The organism is Ruegeria sp. AO1 (assembly GCF_056535985.1).
This window is the reverse complement of sequence record NZ_JBQFJC010000001.1, coordinates 1,012,521-1,028,310: the sequence shown is the minus strand read 5'-3', so window position 1 is coordinate 1,028,310 and position 15,790 is coordinate 1,012,521. Positions and strand designations below refer to the sequence as shown.

At 59.3% G+C, this 15,790-nt stretch carries 16 protein-coding genes; 3 read left to right on the top strand and 13 right to left on the bottom strand.

The window, feature by feature from the left end; all coding sequences use genetic code 11:
* The first annotated feature begins 57 nt into the window (after positions 1 to 57).
* Positions 58 to 399, top strand: coding sequence for a DUF427 domain-containing protein (locus tag ACR3FB_RS05065; protein ID WP_170375024.1), 342 nt, complete (start codon positions 58 to 60; stop codon positions 397 to 399).
* 26 nt (positions 400 to 425) lie between these two features.
* On the opposite strand, the gene ACR3FB_RS05060 is transcribed toward ACR3FB_RS05065, so the two are convergent.
* Positions 426 to 1,091 carry an outer membrane protein gene (locus ACR3FB_RS05060; RefSeq protein WP_480564675.1) on the bottom strand — a complete coding sequence of 222 codons (666 nt, stop codon included), beginning with the start codon at positions 1,089 to 1,091 and terminating at the stop codon, positions 426 to 428.
* Positions 1,092 to 1,310: 219 nt separating this feature from the next.
* On the opposite strand from ACR3FB_RS05060, the gene ACR3FB_RS05055 reads away from it, so the two are divergent.
* Together ACR3FB_RS05055 and ACR3FB_RS05050 are read left to right on the top strand one after the other, a co-directional pair.
* Complete coding sequence (locus ACR3FB_RS05055; protein ID WP_480564672.1) at positions 1,311 to 1,466, top strand: hypothetical protein; 156 nt, start codon at positions 1,311 to 1,313, stop codon at positions 1,464 to 1,466.
* 108 nt (positions 1,467 to 1,574) lie between these two features.
* Positions 1,575 to 2,942: a DUF3179 domain-containing protein gene (locus ACR3FB_RS05050; protein ID WP_480564669.1), complete on the top strand. Its 1,368-nt coding sequence runs from the start codon at positions 1,575 to 1,577 to the stop codon at positions 2,940 to 2,942.
* Here the strand turns inward: ACR3FB_RS05050 and ACR3FB_RS05045 are convergent.
* The 12 genes from ACR3FB_RS05045 to ACR3FB_RS04990 form a co-directional block, all read right to left on the bottom strand.
* Positions 2,939 to 4,624, bottom strand: coding sequence for a chloride channel protein (locus tag ACR3FB_RS05045; protein WP_480564666.1), 1,686 nt, complete (start codon positions 4,622 to 4,624; stop codon positions 2,939 to 2,941). The genes ACR3FB_RS05050 and ACR3FB_RS05045 overlap by 4 nt on opposite strands.
* A 100-nt stretch (positions 4,625 to 4,724) precedes the next feature.
* Positions 4,725 to 6,374 (bottom strand): DNA repair protein RecN, encoded by a 1,650-nt coding sequence (gene recN / locus ACR3FB_RS05040; RefSeq protein ID WP_480564663.1) that lies wholly within the window; start codon positions 6,372 to 6,374, stop codon positions 4,725 to 4,727.
* A 36-nt stretch (positions 6,375 to 6,410) separates the two neighbouring features.
* The gene (locus ACR3FB_RS05035; protein WP_425084972.1) at positions 6,411 to 7,274 is read right to left on the bottom strand and encodes an outer membrane protein assembly factor BamD; all 864 of its coding nucleotides are present in this window, start codon (positions 7,272 to 7,274) and stop codon (positions 6,411 to 6,413) included.
* Between the two features lie 126 nt (positions 7,275 to 7,400).
* Entirely contained in the window at positions 7,401 to 8,321 is a 921-nt protein-coding gene (gene lpxC / locus ACR3FB_RS05030) for a UDP-3-O-acyl-N-acetylglucosamine deacetylase (protein ID WP_425084971.1), read from the bottom strand.
* 213 nt (positions 8,322 to 8,534) lie between these two features.
* Positions 8,535 to 10,136, bottom strand: a complete 1,602-nt coding sequence (gene ftsZ, locus ACR3FB_RS05025; RefSeq protein ID WP_425084970.1) for a cell division protein FtsZ — start codon at positions 10,134 to 10,136, stop codon at positions 8,535 to 8,537.
* 349 nt (positions 10,137 to 10,485) lie between these two features.
* On the bottom strand, positions 10,486 to 10,902 hold the full coding sequence (locus ACR3FB_RS05020; protein WP_480564660.1) for a hypothetical protein: 417 nt from the start codon (positions 10,900 to 10,902) through the stop codon (positions 10,486 to 10,488).
* Positions 10,889 to 12,223, bottom strand: coding sequence for a cell division protein FtsA (gene ftsA / locus ACR3FB_RS05015; RefSeq protein ID WP_480565827.1), 1,335 nt, complete (start codon positions 12,221 to 12,223; stop codon positions 10,889 to 10,891). Before ftsA ends, ACR3FB_RS05020 begins: the two co-directional genes overlap by 14 nt.
* Before the next feature lie 8 nt (positions 12,224 to 12,231).
* Positions 12,232 to 13,239, bottom strand: a complete 1,008-nt coding sequence (locus ACR3FB_RS05010) for a cell division protein FtsQ/DivIB (RefSeq protein ID WP_480564656.1) — start codon at positions 13,237 to 13,239, stop codon at positions 12,232 to 12,234.
* A complete protein-coding gene (locus ACR3FB_RS05005) occupies positions 13,227 to 14,144 on the bottom strand; it encodes a D-alanine--D-alanine ligase (protein WP_480564653.1) in 918 nt (305 codons plus the stop codon). The genes ACR3FB_RS05010 and ACR3FB_RS05005 overlap by 13 nt, the downstream gene beginning before the upstream one ends.
* Positions 14,145 to 14,252: 108 nt before the next feature.
* Entirely contained in the window at positions 14,253 to 15,179 is a 927-nt protein-coding gene (gene murB / locus ACR3FB_RS05000) for a UDP-N-acetylmuramate dehydrogenase (protein ID WP_480564650.1), read from the bottom strand.
* Between the two features lie 56 nt (positions 15,180 to 15,235).
* Positions 15,236 to 15,478 (bottom strand): DUF2484 family protein, encoded by a 243-nt coding sequence (locus tag ACR3FB_RS04995; protein ID WP_480564647.1) that lies wholly within the window; start codon positions 15,476 to 15,478, stop codon positions 15,236 to 15,238.
* The gene (locus tag ACR3FB_RS04990) at positions 15,475 to 15,723 is read right to left on the bottom strand and encodes a DUF2484 family protein (RefSeq protein WP_170374997.1); all 249 of its coding nucleotides are present in this window, start codon (positions 15,721 to 15,723) and stop codon (positions 15,475 to 15,477) included. Before ACR3FB_RS04990 ends, ACR3FB_RS04995 begins: the two co-directional genes overlap by 4 nt.
* Between the last annotated feature and the right edge of the window lie 67 nt (positions 15,724 to 15,790).

Here is a 15,790-nt window from a genome sequence, read left to right as displayed (position 1 = left end):
CAGACTGTCACATAAAATGGGCAAAGGAGAAGCCCTGACAAAAACGAGGGAAAAGACATGGTTGAAATCACGATCACCGAAGCACCCGGCAAATGGAGCGTCCGCTCCGGTGGGGCCATTCTGGGCGAAAGCTCGAACGCGCTTGAGTTGCGCGAAGGTGATCTGGAACCCGTGATCTACTTCCCCCGTTCTGACATCGCGATGGCCTTCCTGGATCGTACGGACAAGGTGATCCACTGCCCGCACAAAGGCGATGCCACGCATTTCTCGATCGTGAACAAGTCCTCGGTCACCGAAAACGCCGCCTGGAGCTTTGAGGCCCCCGGCAAGGAGACGGCTGGCCTCAAAGACTATCTAGCTTTCTACCCGGTGGACTCGATCAAGGTCGAACAGATTTGAGGGCCGGAAGTACTTAGTTACTTCTGTCAGAAACTGTAGCTGTACCCAAGAATGAGCGAGTGCGACGAGTAGCGGCCATCCGTCAGATCTGTTGGGATGAACACTTGGGTCGTGGTGAAATCAAGATCGCCGGTCGTCTTGTAACGGTACCCGATGTCGATGTTTCCGCGTTCCCCTACTTGGAAGCGGCCGCCAAACCCCAATTGCCCTGCAATGGCGGTGTCACTGTCATCGACCAATGTGACGCCAGCACCGGACTGACCGTCGTGGGAAACCCGCGCAAACCCAAGCCCGCCGCCAACATAGGGCTTAAACCTGCCCTGCACCGGAATGTCATACCAGAGGTTTACCATCCCGAATGTCGCATCAAAGCTTCCGTCGTACTGGGTAAACGGGCGGCCGATTTCCTTTGTATCATTCGAGGCGTGTGAAAGTTCGAATTCGGCCCGCAGATTTGGCGCTACCCTCATTCCGACGGCAAGACCGTATGATATTCCAGTGTCGGTTGTGATGGTGCCCTGACCGACCACGACTGAAGGAATCGTTTGGAAGAAATCAAAATCATAGTCGCCCATATCGGTAATACCGAGAAAACCGGTGACATATGGAGCCTCCTGCGCTCGAACTGGGACAGCACCAATCATCGAGATCGCAACCGCCGCTTTCAGCCAAGAAAATCGTTCGTAAGACATGTCCAAACCTCAATCAGAGTGACTTTCATGAGAAGTTCGTCAATTAGGCTAGGAGACACCGCACTTTTAGACAATGTGTTCAATTCAAAGAGAAGCCCATAGTGGCCCGCCCGCCACCAAAACCTCATGAGTGTTCGTCAGCCGCTGTCCCCGCCAGCAAAGAGGTCGCGATCAAAATCGAGCGCATAACTGGGAAGTCCGACCTATTGCACGTAGAAAATGGGCAAAGCGGTCAAGGTCAGGCAACGCACGCAGGCAGGAAAAACACAAAACCCGCCGCCGGCCAGAGCGCGCGGGATGCGGCTGACCACCCAGCATCGCATTGGTGATGGGAAATCTGCTCTGAAAAATACCCTCTCTGTTTTTCAGATCTAGCCCCTCAAATCAACGATCGCGGGTGATCACGCGCCAATCACGCAGCTGTTTCATGCAAGGCCGTGCGTTTGCCCTCATACTAAGCGCGAAAAAGGATCGGAGGGTGCCATGTCTGTTTCTCGTCGCCAATTTGTTGGAATGGTCGGAGCCAGCGCGCTGGCACCCTCAACAAGCTGGGCGCAGGAAGACCCTGTGCTGGACGCGCTGCACAGCACGTTGCGCGGCGGTCGCACGGATTTCGAAGCCAAGATGGCCTTTCTGGTAGAGCGCGGGAACCCGGATGTGGTCCCTGCCCTGATATCCGCGATGCGCTTCACTGATCGGCGGCGGGACGACATCGTCGAGGTGATGGAGACCCTGACCGGCGAGCAACTCGGCACCGACTGGTTCGACTGGATGCTGTGGCAAGAGCAGAACCCTCAGATCGTTCCACACCCCTCATTGATCCCGTTCAAACGAGAGGTCCTGCTGCGGATCGACGATAATTTCGACCTGTTCCTGCGCCCCGAATATCTACAGCGCGAGCGGATGAAGATCCGGCTGGAGGAGATCACCTGGGGCGGCGTGCGCAAGGATGGCATCCCTTCGCTGGACAATCCGACGCTGATCTCGGCCTCGGAAGCCGACTATCTGAAAGATGATGATCTGGTCTTTGGGGTCTCGATCAACGGTGACGTGCGCGCGTACCCGCTGCGGATCATGGGCTGGCACGAGATGTTCAACGAGGTGATCGGCGGCGTGCCGGTGGCGCTGGCCTATTGCACCCTCTGCGGCTCCGGCATCTTGTTTGAGACGCAGGTGCAGGGGCGGCGAAAACCGTTTGTCTTCGGCTCCTCGGGGTTCCTGTATCGATCGAACAAGCTGATGTTTGACCGCGAGACGCATTCGCTGTGGAACCAGTATACCGGCAAACCAGTGGTGGGCCCTCTGGTCGACAGCGGGATCGAGCTGAAGCAGCGCCCCGTGGTGATCACGACCTGGGACAGCTGGAAAACCTCTCACCCGGACACGCGCGTCTTGTCGCTCAGCACCGGGCATCGTCGCAACTATGGCTCGGGCGTGGTGTATCGCGAGTATTTCGCCTCGCCCGAGTTGATGTTCCCAGCTTTGGTGGATCAGTCCGAGCATCGCCAGAAAGACTACATCTTCACCATCCGCCAGTTCGGCGCCGCGCGGGCCTGGCCGCTGGACGCTTTCGACAGAACTCGTGTGATTAACGATGCAATCGCGGATCGACCTTTGGTTCTGATCGGCAACTCAGACCGCCGGACAGTGCGCGCCTACGAGCGTGCGGGCCACCGGTTCAAAGCATCAGGCGGAGGTCTGGTCGATGAGAGCGGTCGCAAATGGACCTTGTCTGAAGAGATGCTGATCGGACCGGATGGCACACAATTGCCGCGCGTGGCCGGGCATATCTCTTATTGGTTCGCGTGGGACAACTACCTGGGCGACGCGGCGAGCGTGTATAACGGCTAGGAGTGTTCCTCGGCCGCTGTCGCAGCCAGCGCCCGGTTATAGGCCTTTAGAACGTCGATGTGATAGAGCGCGCCAACCGGCGTCTCTGTCCCGTTTTCGTCCATGACGATCACCGGGATACAGGGAATATCATCGCGGTCAAAATAAGGCATCGCCGCCTCCAGCGTCGCGCTTGCTTTGACGCAGAGGCCTTTTTCGATCAGCGACCGCGCTTCCTCCTTGGTGATCGAGCGCGCATCGCCGATCGGTCGCATCACCGCCCCAGCGCGCAGCATGGCCAAAAGATAGGCCTGTGGTCCCGCCGCCAGATGCACATTGCGACGCTCAAGCTGTGTCAGGAAGAAAGACCGGTCCACAAGGCGCGAGGCCAAGGCGGTGGACATCGACACCGACACCATCACCGCTAGACCGATCTGCCAGTCTCCGGTCAATTCGAACACAATCAAAGTGGTCGAGATCGGAGCGCCCAGAACCGCAGCAGCCACGGCCCCCATTCCGGCAAAAGCGTAAAGGGTATGGGTTCCCGATACATCCGGAAGCAATCCGGTGGCGATCAGCCCAAAGGCCAGCCCGGTCAGCGCTCCGATCATCAGAGAAGGCGAAAACACGCCTCCGCCCATGCGCCCGCCCATGGTAATTGCAACCGCCACTGTCTTGAGGATCGCAAACAGGATTGCCGTAGTCAGCACCAGATCACCGGCCAGGGCGCGGATCGTCGTTTCATACCCAACGCCAATGATATGCGGGAACCAGATCGCAAGAAGGCCCAGCATCGCGCCCGAAACCGCCGGGCGCAGCCATCCCGGCAAAGATAGTCGGGCTTGAACATGATTGCCGAAATCCTCGGCGAAAAAGATCGAGCGCATCAGAAGCAAGGACACCAACCCGCAGATCAGCCCGAGGATTAGGAAGGCAGGCAGTTCGACGTAGAATTGCAGTGAACCGGGCGTATCCAGCGTGAACTCGGTAACGTCGCCATATTCCAGCCGGTTGATCACCGTCCCCGCGACCGAGGCAATGACGATGGGCGCAAAGGCGTGGACGGCGAAGTGGCGCAAAACGACCTCAAGCGCGAACAGCGCGCCTGCGATAGGGGCGTTAAAGCTGGCCGAGACTGCAGCAGCTACAGCGCAGCCCAGCAGGTCGCGCCCAGTGATTCCGTCCGCATGAATGCGGTCGCTGACCCAGGTCGAGATGACCCCGGCCATATGGACCACCGGCCCTTCCCGCCCTGTGGAGCCACCTGTACTGAGTGTGATCAGCGAGGCGAACAACGAAGCGACGCCAGCCTTGGTCTCAACCCGCCCATCGCTGACCGCCGCCCCTTCGATCACATCCGCGACCGAACGGACACGGCCATCGTCGGTAAAACGCGTGAGGATCAGCCCCACGATCACCCCACCGATGATCGGAATGATCAGCACGATGAACCAAGGCAGCTTCTCAGCATGACTGTGCAACAGCAGGATATCCTCGGTATCGTAGATATAGGCCTGCAAGCCGCGGATCGCCTTGCGGAACCCTAGCGCCATGAACCCCGCCGCAATCCCGATCGCCAGAGCGATAAACCAGAACTGGATTTGGCTTGGTCCTCGGCGACGCATCACCCGCAACGCATCCTTGATCGCGGCCAGAGCCTGATTGAGCTGGTTGCGCAGAACGGTGCGGGTTGATTGGGTCATTGGCTCTCGGGGATCATATCTTAACCCTTAGTAAGCCACGGCGAGGTCTGAGAAAAGTAAGATAGCGACGGTCAGGCCAGCAGATTGCGCCAAAGACGCATTAAGCCTCTAACAAAGCGCGAGCCGCCGCGCGCGCTTCTTCTGAAATCGTATCGCCCGAGACCATGCGGGCAATTTCATCCACGCGATCTATTTCGGCCAGCGGCACTACGGTCGAAAGCGTCTGGCCATCGGTAACCTGCTTCTGCACACGCCAGTGATGGGCTGCGCGCGCGGCGACCTGAGGGGAATGCGTGACGACCAGAACCTGCCCGCCCTGCGCCAGAGACGCCAGCCTGCGACCCACCGCATCGGCCGTCGCGCCGCCCACACCCCGGTCGATCTCATCAAAGATCATGGTCCGGGCGCTGTCATCGCCGGACAGGCAAACCTTCAACGCCAATAGAAAGCGGCTGAGTTCCCCGCCTGAGGCGATCTTGTTCAGCGGTCCCGATGGTGCGCCCGGGTTGGTGGCAACCGTAAAGGCCACGGCGTCGGTGCCCTCGGGTCCAGGATCGGACGTGGTAACTTCTGTCCGAAACACCGCGCGTTCCATTTTCAGCGGTGCCAGCTCGGCCATGACGGCCTGATCCAATTGTCCAGCCGCCGCTGCACGCGCAGCGCTAAGGTCCGCCGCAGCCAAGTCATACGTCGCCTGTGCCGCCTCAACCGCGGCACACTGATCTGCCAGATCGGCATCACCCGCATCCAGCTTACCCAAGCGATCACGCAGCGTATCAGCAAATGCGCCCAATTCATCTGGGGCCACATCATGTTTGCGGGCCAGTGCGCGGATGGCGAACAAACGTTCCTCGGCGGCTTCTAGTTCGGCAGGGTTAAAGTCCAGCGCCTGAAGGCAGGCGTTCACACCATCCTGCGCCTCGCCCAATTCAATCATGGCCCGGCCAAGCGCTGCAATCGGCTCCTCCAACTGGCCACCTGCCGAGTCCGATACGCCCTCAAGCCAGCGTGTCGCATCCGACATCGCGCCTTCGGCCCCGTCACCTCCCAGCAGGTCAAATGCGCGAGCAACGTCGTCGCGGATACGCTCTGCCCCCTGCATCATGCGGCGGCGGGCATCGAGGTCTGCGTCCTCGCCGGGTTGCGGATCGAGCTTGTCCAACTCGGCCACGGAATGGCGCAGGAATTCCTCCTCGGCCCGCATGGCGGCCAAAGCGGCTTCTGTCTCGGCCAGTGCTTTGCGGCTGCGCGACATCTCAGACCACGCCTGACGGACCTTGGCCAATAGTTCCGAGACCTGAGCGTAGTCATCCAGTAGCACACGATGCCCACGAGGATTCAGCAGACCCCGGTCATCATGCTGCCCATGCAATTCGATCAACGTTTCCGACAAAGCGCGGAGGACTTCACCTGAACAGCGGCGATCATTGACCCAAGCGGTTTTTCGGCCCTCTGCCGTGTTAACCCGGCGCAGAATCAGTTCTTCGCCACCTGGCAAACCGGCCTCAGACAGAACAGCATGGGCGGGGTGGCCTTCAGGCAGTTCGAACTCGGCGACAACCTCGCCCTGTGCAGCTCCTTGGCGAACCAGCTCGGCCCGTCCACGCCAGCCTAGAACAAAGCCCAGTGAGTCCAGAAGGATCGACTTGCCCGCGCCAGTTTCACCGGTCAACGCGTTCAAGCCCGGCTGAAAACTCAATTCCAGCCGGTCAATGATCAGCATGTCGCGAATATCGAGGGCGCGCAGCATCGGGTCTTTAACGTCCCAAGCCTGATGACATGGCGATTACAACCACTCACCTTTAATCGTCTGGCGATAGATCGTGCTGAGCCAGTTGTTGCCACGGCTCTTCAGATCCAACCCACGCGAGGTCAGCAGCTTGTACCCGTCATCATACCATTCCGAGGACTGGTAGTTATACCCTAGGATCGCACCGGCTGTCTGAGCCTCATCAAACAGGCCGAGCGACAGGTACGCCTCGATCAGGCGATAAAGCGCTTCGGCGGTGTGAGAGGTGGTCTGGAAGTCCTCGACCACGACGCGGAACCGGTTGATGGCCGCGACGTAGTGATCCTGACGCAGGTAGTAGCGCCCGATCTCCATTTCCTTGCCGGCCAGATGGTCGAAGGCCAGATCGAATTTCAGCACGGCAGAAGTGGTGTATTCGCTGTCCGGGTAAACCTCGATCACGGTGCGCAGCGCTTGCAGGGCCTGAAAGGTCAGGCCCTGATCGCGGCCGACTTCGTCGATCTGGTCATAATAACTGAGCGCCAGAAGATACTGCGCGTAGGCCGCATCCTCGTCGGTTGGGTAGAAGTCGATATACCGCTGAGCCGCAGCACGGCTTTCTTCGTAATTCTTGTCGGTGTGGAACGAAAACGCCTGCATGATCAGCGCGCGTTTAGCCCAATCGGAATAGGGATACAGACGCTCAACTTCGGAGAAATACCACGCCGCGTCGTCCGAGCGATTCTGCGACAGCTCATATTCACCACGCGTATAAATCTGTTCCGGTGTAAACCCTTCAAGGTTCTGATCCCGATCCGCGCCTTTGCTACTGAACAGGCCCCCTGCGCCGCCGCAGGCGCTCAAAACTGCTGCCAGAAGAATCGCACTTGCGAATCTGACTGCCGCTTTGCTGCCAACCATACCGCTCATCCTTAGTCGTCTTACTTACAGGATCCTAACCGGATCGAGCCTTGGTCTAGCACAGAATATTCCGGTGCAAAACGCCTTATCCACCCGCTGGCGGAAATGTCGTCAGAGTTGATCAGATCAGGCGACAGCAGGGATTTCGGCGGCAAGCAGGCCCTGACCGGGCAGACGGTCGGCCTGCTCGGGTGAACAAAGGATCGGACGAACCGCGCCAGGTGTTTCGAACAATGTACGCAACAGCGTGTTGGTCATGGAATGGCCCGACTTGTCGCCGGTGAAGTGACCCAGAATCGGGCCACCAGCCAGATACAAATCACCCAGCGCGTCCAGCATCTTGTGGCGCACAGCTTCATCCGCGTGGCGGAAACCGCCCGGTGTAAGAATCTCGGTGCCTTGAACGACCACCGCGTTTTCCAGCGTCCCGCCCAAAGCCAAGCCGTTCTCACGCATTGTTTCGACGTCGATCCGGCGGCAAAAGGTGCGGCTATCGCTGAGTTCGCGCACGAAGGACCCGTTGCGCATGTCCAGCGTTTTCGTTTGGCTTCCGATGGCCGCGTCTTCGAAATCAATATGGAAGTCGATGATCAGCCCGTCCGCAGGCTTGATCGAGGCGCTGGCCCCTTCACGAGACGCCGTAACGGGTTTCAGCACTTCATAGGCCAGAACCGGGCTGGCCTGACGGCGAACGCCCTTCCCCATAATGCCACGCACAAAGTCGATCGACGATCCGTCCATGATCGGAACTTCGGGACCATCAATTTCGATCAGGGCGTTGTGGACCCCACACCCGGCTAGCGCCGCCATGATATGTTCAATGGTCGAGACGGAAACACCGGCGTCATTCACCAGACGGGTGCAAAGCGGTGTACGCTCGACCATGTCGTAAACTGCAGGGATCAACGCATTGCCCAGCTCAATATCCGTCCGTTTGAACCAGATCCCGTGACCGGCAGCTGCCGGTTTCAGAACCATGATTGCAGGCTGACCGCCATGCAGTCCAACGCCTTTAAACGTAACCGGAGATTTGAGCGTATGTTGCAAAATGGGCCTCAGAGCGTGGTGTCCAGCCTATGCGGGCTGTGTTGGACACTGAGTTAAGGAAGAGGCCTCTCAGGCTCAACTCACTCTTTGCAACTGAATGAAACATGAATGTGACAGATCGGCAAAACCCTGCTCAGGGCTATTTAAGATCCTGTAAATCATGAAGAAAGGGCCGCCTTTTGGCGACCCTTTACGATGATTTTGTTACCGCGATTAGTTCGCTTGACGGCGCAGGAAGGCCGGAATTTCGATACGATCCTGATCCGGATCAGCCTCGTCCTGGACAGGTGCCGTAGCGTCAGCCTGGCGCATTTGCGGCTGATGACGCGGCGGTTGCGCGGGCGTATCTGCCGCGTGACCGGTCATCCGGTCGATCAGACGATTGAACCCGAAGCGGGGGCGCTCTTCGTGTTCTGCCTGCGGCTGAGGGGCCGGTTCCTGTGGCCGAGTGGCCGTCAGGCGCTGCGCCGCTGAGGGGACATTCTGAACGGCGGCCTGAAGGCGCTGCAGCGCCTCGGGCGAGGGGGTGCCAGCAGAATGCTGATGTGGCGCAGCGTAGGTTTCGGGGGTCTCTTCAACCGGTTCCGGCTGCGGCTCGAACTCGGCCACGCGCGGTTGGTAGGCCGGGGGCGGAAGACCATCATCATCCTGCTCAACCTGCGGCTGGAACTGGCTTGGGGCCGGCTCTTCCGCCGCTTCGAACAACGACGGTTCGCGGTTTTCGGTCTGAACCGGCGCGGCCTCGGCTGCGGCGGGTGCCTCTTCTTGGACCGGCTCTTCAGCGGAAACAGTGCGCGTCAAAGGCTCGGACATCGAACGGCGCGCGACCGGAACTTCCGAGGTCTTCTCGCTGGCGTCGATGCCGGTTGCGACGACCGAAACGCGCATGCCGCCTTCCATTGCGGTATCAAGCGTCGACCCGACGATGATGTTTGCCTCGGGGTCCACTTCCTCACGGATGCGGTTGGCGGCTTCGTCCAGTTCGAACAGCGTCAGGTCGTGCGAACCGGTGATGTTGATCAGCACGCCCTTCGCGCCCTTGAGGCTGATTTCGTCCAACAGCGGGTTGGCAATCGCCTTTTCGGCGGCCTGAATGGCGCGATCTTCGCCAGTGGCTTCGCCTGTGCCCATCATCGCCTTGCCCATCTCGTCCATCACGGCGCGCACGTCCGCGAAATCGAGGTTGATCAGGCCCGGACGGACCATCAGATCGGTCACACCTTTAACGCCCTGATACAGAACGTCGTCCGCCATCGAGAACGCCTCGGTGAAGGTGGTCTTCTCGTTGGCCAAACGGAACAGGTTTTGATTGGGGATAATGATCAGCGTGTCGACGACCCTTTGCAGCGACTCAACGCCGTCTTCGGCCTGACGCATGCGCTTGGCCCCTTCAAACTGGAAGGGCTTGGTGACGACACCAACCGTGAGCACGCCCAGCTCACGCGCGGCCTGCGCGATGATCGGAGCAGCACCCGTACCTGTGCCACCGCCCATGCCAGCAGTGATGAAGCACATATGCGCGCCCGCGAGATGGTCGACAATCTGTTCAATGCTTTCTTCTGCGGCAGCGGCGCCAACGGTAGGACGGGCCCCTGCCCCCAGACCTTCGGTGACCTTCACGCCCAGCTGCACCCGCGCTGAGGACTGGCTTTGTTGCAGTGCCTGCGCATCGGTGTTCGCGACGACGAAATCCACGCCGTCCAGCTGCTTTTCAATCATGTTGTTGACCGCGTTACCGCCCGCGCCGCCAACGCCAAATACTGTAATCCGAGGCTTCAGTTCGTCGTGCCCGGGCATCGAAAGATTCAATGTCATGCTCTGTCCGCCTGTGTTTTTGTTCCGCCAAAGCGGTGTTTTTCTTTACCTATCCATCTTCGATTCTAGCGATGTGATGCGTAAAGGTCACGTCAAAAATCACGCGATTCCACAAAATATGGACGAAATAAGGCAGCAACCGGCGGCATTTCGCAGGCTTTGCCAAATATAGCGGAAACAACGCTGATCACTACAAGACACAGAGCATCCGAGCAGTGAACGACCTACGCGTCACGCCCCGGATTCAAATCAAAACTCGTGCGGAAAACTGCTCAATGTCCTGCCGCAAGACCTCTCACGGGTCCTGTGGATATCTTGAGGGATAAATCAGGCCTCCGCAAGGTGTTTTTCAACTGATTGGGGCGCTTGGACAATTCAGGCTGTGACTGGTCATGCTGCGCACCTCCTGGATTTCGCCATTGCCCAGCTCTGCCAGCCGGACCATCAAACGGCCCTGATATTCGAATGGCCACCAGCAAACAGGAATGCCGTCTGTATCATCATCATAGAGAAAACAGACCTGACCATTCGGCGTCGTGATCTGACCGTAGACGCATCCCCCACCCTCGACCCGCCAGACCGAGGTCTTGCGGTTCAGGAACTGCTCGGTTCCCACCAGATCACCGCTACGGATTTCGTGGAACTGCACCGTTTTGCCTAGCACAGCGTCCAGAAACGTCTCAGGCGAAATGACGGACTGCGCCGAAGCGAGGCCGGGCGCAAGCGCCACGCACAAGGCGCGGCGCAGAGTTCTACCAATTGTCACGGAACCACCGAACGGCGCGCTTGAACGGGCGCGCGGCATAGGTGTCGACGGGGATCTCGAAATCCCACCACTCATCCTGCGGATGCGCCGCAAACAGGCTGAGACCAACGGCCGAGGAAAAGCCCGGGCCGGTGGCAGATTGCGGCAGGCCGTGAACGCGCAGCGGGCGGCCCAGACGGACGCGCTGGCCAAGGATACGAGTCGCGAGGCCGTCGAGCCCCATGATCTGACTGCCCCCACCAGTCAACACGATCTGCTGGCTGGGCATATGTTCGAATCCGGCGGCATCGAGGCGGACGCGCACCTCTTCCAGAATCTCTTCGACCCGAGGGCGCATTATCCCGATCAGCTCGGCCCGGCTGACGGTGCGGCGATCATGCTCCCAATCGCCGGTATCGCCGCCAATATCGATCAGGTCGCGATCATCGGCTCCGGTCGCGTGAACACCGCCATTGAAGGTCTTGATCCGTTCGGCCACGGCGGTTGGCACGCCAAGGCCCATCGAGATATCCTGTGTGACGTGATCACCACCCATGCGCACGCAATCGGCGTAGATCATGTGCTTCTTCATAAAGATCGACACGCTGGTGGTGCCACCGCCCAAGTCGATACAGGCCGCGCCCAGCTCCTGCTCATCCTCGACCAATGCCGATATACCCGACACATAGGCTGAATTTGCAATCCCTGCGAGTTCCAGATCGCAACGCTTAATGCAGCGGACGATGTTCTGTATCGCAATCGCGTCTACGGTCAGCATATGCATGTCGACGGCCAGAGATTGCCCCATCTGCCCACGCGGGTCGATCAGGCCCGAGCGGTTGTCCAATGCGAAATTCACCGGTTGAGCATGCAGAACCTCACGCCCTGCCCCGTAATCCGGGACATCGCAGGCGTTCAGAACACGGCCAACCTCGGCCTCGGTCACAAGCTGACCTTCCAGATCGACCTGAGCGTCCAGACCGTAGGAACGCGGGTTCGCACCCGAGAAACAGGCAATGACGTGGTCAACTCGGATATCGGCCATCTTCTGCGCGGCTTGCAGGGCGGTGCGGATCGCACGCTCGGTTTCCTGCATGGCGGTAACTTCGCCAAACTGCACTCCGCGCGAACGCGTGGTCGCAGCGCCAATGACCCGGAACCCGGTCTGCCCGGCCATTGAACCGATGGTGTTATCCTCACTCAGCCGTCCGGTGCCATCAAAGCGCAACACGAGGCACGAGATTTTCGAGCTACCCACATCCAAAATGGCGATAACGCCCCGCTGCATCGCTTGTCTGCGCATTTGCCGCATGGCGCGTTGGGACTGATAAAGATCGGTCATCATGGTCGCTACTGCCCGTTACCCATTGTCACTTTTGTATTCCACCAGTCTTCGCTGGCGGCTTTGGTCATTCTGATTGTTGGCCGCTGTCCGAGGCGCATATCCACCACGGCCACGTCACGCTCCAACAGATCCTGCACTTCGTTCACGGCCAGCACCCGCTCAAGCGCGCGCACTGGGCGGTCCGTCGGCAGCATGATGCGCTGGCCGCGATCCAGCACCAGGTCCCAGCGACGCTCACCAATGCGCACTAGGCCCCGAACGCGGGTGCCAAGACTGCGCGAGGTGCGGAAAATCTCAAGCGCTTCGGCGACATGCTCATCCGCGCCCTTGCCCGCGATCAAAGGCAGATCGATGTGATCCTTGCGCGACGCGATCAGGTCCACATGAACGCCGGTCTCATCCAAAAGCTCGATAGACTCTCGGGTGCGCCACACGATGACAGGCTGACGCTCGACAACGTCCACCTGCAAGATGCCACCGGGCCGAATGCGCACTGTGGCCGATTTCACCGGATTAAGCCCGGTAATCGTGTCGCGCATCTGTTCGACATCCAGATCCCAAGAGCTGATTGGGAAATCCAGAGGCACCACTTCGCGAATGTCGTCAGACAGACCTGGGCCTGCACCATCAATGGCCATCAGATTGACCATGAATTCAGGACGCTCCTGAAGCGAGGTCCGGATGTCTGCGATATAGGTATTGAGCGCCTCGCGCCGCTCCTCGGACGCAAAGTAGAGCCCGACGGCCGCCGCAACAGCGCAGACAGGCACCCCCAGCTTGACGCCCATGCGGATGCCCGGCGTCAACATCCAACGCTGGAACCGGTAGCTGAGGCGCGACGGTGCCGGATCAGACCGACGCGCGGTGCGGTTGAACAGCTTCACCCCGCCCAAACGCAGAACAGGCTGCGTTTCATGGGATTCGGTATCGGCGGATTCGAAATCGGCATCTGGCCCGGCCAGAGGTTTGGCCCGATGGATCACTGGCGCGCGGGAGGCTCTTAGCGGTCGCATGAGGCGTCCTCCACCATCCAGGCACAGAGCTGTCCGAAACTCATCCCGCAGTGTTCTGCCTGTTCCGGCACCAGAGAGGTTGGCGTCATACCGGGCTGCGTGTTGGTTTCCAGCAGGAACAAACCATCCGCGCCCATAGTGTCGTCCCACCGGTAGTCGGTCCTGGTCACGCCGCGACAGCCCAAAGCGTTATGTGCTTTCAAAGCGTAGTCCGTGCAGCGGTCAAAGATATCCTGCGGGATGTCAGCGGGCAGCACATGCCACGAGCCGCCGGGCTTGTATTTGGCATCGTAGTCGTACCAACCACCATCCGTCATGATCTCAGTCACGGTCAGGGCGCGATCACCCATAACGGTCACAGTCAGTTCTCGACCCGCGACGTATTTTTCGACCATGATGTGGTCGGGCATATCCTCCGACAATTGCGGAGGACCATTCGACCCTTCGTGCACGATGTAGATGCCGACGCTCGACCCTTCGTTGTTGGGCTTGGCGACGTAAGGCGGCTCCATCACGTGAACCTCAACCACCTCGACCTTGGGCACGATCACGCTTGGAACAATGGGCAGCCCTTCGGCCTGATAGACCTCTTTGCTGCGCTGCTTGTCCATCGCCAACGCCGAGGCCAAAACGCCTGAATGGGTGTAGGGAATACGCATCCACTCCAGCAGACCCTGCACGCAGCCATCCTCGCCCCAGCGGCCATGCAGCGCGTTGAAAACCACATCCGGCTTGATATCCAAAAGGCGCGCGTAGAGGTCGGGACCTGCGTCCAGCTCAACCACTTCAAAGCCTTCTCCCACAAGGGCGGCTGCGCATTCGCGCCCAGAGCTGAGAGACACCTCGCGTTCCGCCGAGGGGCCACCCATCAATACCGCCACTTTGGGGTTTGTCCTGCTCGACATACCCAACGTGCGCCTCAATGTCCCCGGACCTTATGTGGTGGTCCGTACTGCGTTTATGCCTTTGATCCGTCGCCGTTAATTGCCTGTTATGGTCTGACGGTTGGGGCTTTATTCTTTCAGCGGGTCACCGACCCGCATGATTTCCCACTCTAGCGTGATGCCGCTTGTTTCGTAAACCTTTTTTCGCACCTCTTCACCCAGACCTTCGAGGTCCGCGGCAGTGGCATCACCGGTGTTGATCAGGAAATTCGAGTGCTTGGGGCTCATCTGCGCGCCACCTTTCTTGGCCCCACGCATGCCCGCATCGTCGATGACCTTCCAAGCCTTGAGGTCATGCACATCATCTGCCTTCCCGGTCGAGGAGAACCCTGCCGGATTGCGAAAGGTCGACCCGGCGCTGCGGTCTTTGGTGGGCTGGGTCTCGTCGCGCTTTTGCAACTGCGCCGTCATTCGGGCATGAAGCGCGTCAGGTTCACCTTCCGGGCCTTCGAAACTTGCCGAGATCAGCACCGCGCCATCAGGCAGATCGGATTGACGGTAGCGGAAGTTCAGGTCCTCGGGGCCAAGCTCAATCACTTCACCCCGCCGTGTGACGACAGTGGCCCTTTTCAGAACATCCGCCGTGTAGCTGCCATAACACCCTGCGTTCATGCGCACAGCACCACCGATAGAGCCCGGTATTGTGCGCAAGAAGGTCAGATCCACACCGGCATCCGCCGCTTTGCGCGCCACATGCGCATCCAAAGCCGCCGCGCCAGCGGTTACCCTAGTGCCCTCGATCTCAATCCCATTGAAGCCCCGCCCCAGCCGTATCACCACGGCGCGCAATCCGCCATCGCGCACTATGAGGTTCGAGCCGACGCCCATCGGGAAGATTACGACGTCATCGGGAAGCTCGCGCAAAAAGCCCTGCAGATCTTCTACATCCGCAGGTTGGAACAAATAGTCAGCTGGACCGCCGACACGCAGCCATGTCAGGTCGCTGAGACTTCGGTTTTCGGACAGTTTGCCACGAGGCACAGGAAGAACAGTCATAGCTGCTAACTCGCGGATTCAGAGCGAGTTGGCAACATGTATCCGCAGTGAAACGGTCAAATCCGCCGACGAAGCCACCGCCCCAGATAGATCACCGGCCAGCGCAGTATCGACATACCCATAACGAGGACTATCAGCCCGACCCATGGGCCGTTCTCATAGGTGACATATCCAAGCAGAGGGATACCGACCGCGATCAGGATATAGGCGCGGGTCCAGTGGTTGTCCTTGCTGGGGATCATCGCCAGAAGGTTCGCAACAAGGCCCCAAAGGGCCGCGAGGGCAAGAGAGAAGGTCATTCCATCACCTCTCCGCGCACCCATTTGCGCCAGTAATAGCGGATCGGGTTGCGGAACATCGAGACGAAACCTCCGAAGGCCAGAACCGACCAGACCCATCCATGGTCATAACCCAGCCAGATGATCATCACCGGCGCGCAGAGCAACAGGACAATACCCGGAGGGAATTGCAGCCGCATCGGCAACAAGGCCACGATAGTGGCGCTGATCGCCCAAAGGGCGGCAAAGATGGTCGAATAGTCCATTGTCCCCTCCTGGGACGCGGTCTTGGCAATAAGTCACACACCCTCAGGTTGTGCAGTAAATAAGATC

Bases quoted from the DNA above. Each gene is read 5' to 3' on its own strand.
- ACR3FB_RS05065 (WP_170375024.1), top strand. From the start codon at position 58: ATGGTTGAAATCACGATCACCGAAGCACCCGGCAAATGGAGCGTCCGC.
- ACR3FB_RS05060 (WP_480564675.1), bottom strand. From the start codon at position 1,091: ATGTCTTACGAACGATTTTCTTGGCTGAAAGCGGCGGTTGCGATCTCG.
- ACR3FB_RS05055 (WP_480564672.1), top strand. From the start codon at position 1,311: ATGGGCAAAGCGGTCAAGGTCAGGCAACGCACGCAGGCAGGAAAAACA.
- ACR3FB_RS05050 (WP_480564669.1), top strand. From the start codon at position 1,575: ATGTCTGTTTCTCGTCGCCAATTTGTTGGAATGGTCGGAGCCAGCGCG.
- ACR3FB_RS05045 (WP_480564666.1), bottom strand. From the start codon at position 4,624: ATGACCCAATCAACCCGCACCGTTCTGCGCAACCAGCTCAATCAGGCT.
- recN (WP_480564663.1), bottom strand. From the start codon at position 6,374: ATGCTGCGCGCCCTCGATATTCGCGACATGCTGATCATTGACCGGCTG.
- ACR3FB_RS05035 (WP_425084972.1), bottom strand. From the start codon at position 7,274: ATGGTTGGCAGCAAAGCGGCAGTCAGATTCGCAAGTGCGATTCTTCTG.
- ftsZ (WP_425084970.1), bottom strand. From the start codon at position 10,136: ATGACATTGAATCTTTCGATGCCCGGGCACGACGAACTGAAGCCTCGG.
- ftsA (WP_480565827.1), bottom strand. From the start codon at position 12,223: ATGACCGATCTTTATCAGTCCCAACGCGCCATGCGGCAAATGCGCAGA.
- ACR3FB_RS05010 (WP_480564656.1), bottom strand. From the start codon at position 13,239: ATGCGACCGCTAAGAGCCTCCCGCGCGCCAGTGATCCATCGGGCCAAA.
- ACR3FB_RS05005 (WP_480564653.1), bottom strand. From the start codon at position 14,144: ATGTCGAGCAGGACAAACCCCAAAGTGGCGGTATTGATGGGTGGCCCC.
- murB (WP_480564650.1), bottom strand. From the start codon at position 15,179: ATGACTGTTCTTCCTGTGCCTCGTGGCAAACTGTCCGAAAACCGAAGT.
- ACR3FB_RS04995 (WP_480564647.1), bottom strand. From the start codon at position 15,478: ATGACCTTCTCTCTTGCCCTCGCGGCCCTTTGGGGCCTTGTTGCGAAC.
- ACR3FB_RS04990 (WP_170374997.1), bottom strand. From the start codon at position 15,723: ATGGACTATTCGACCATCTTTGCCGCCCTTTGGGCGATCAGCGCCACT.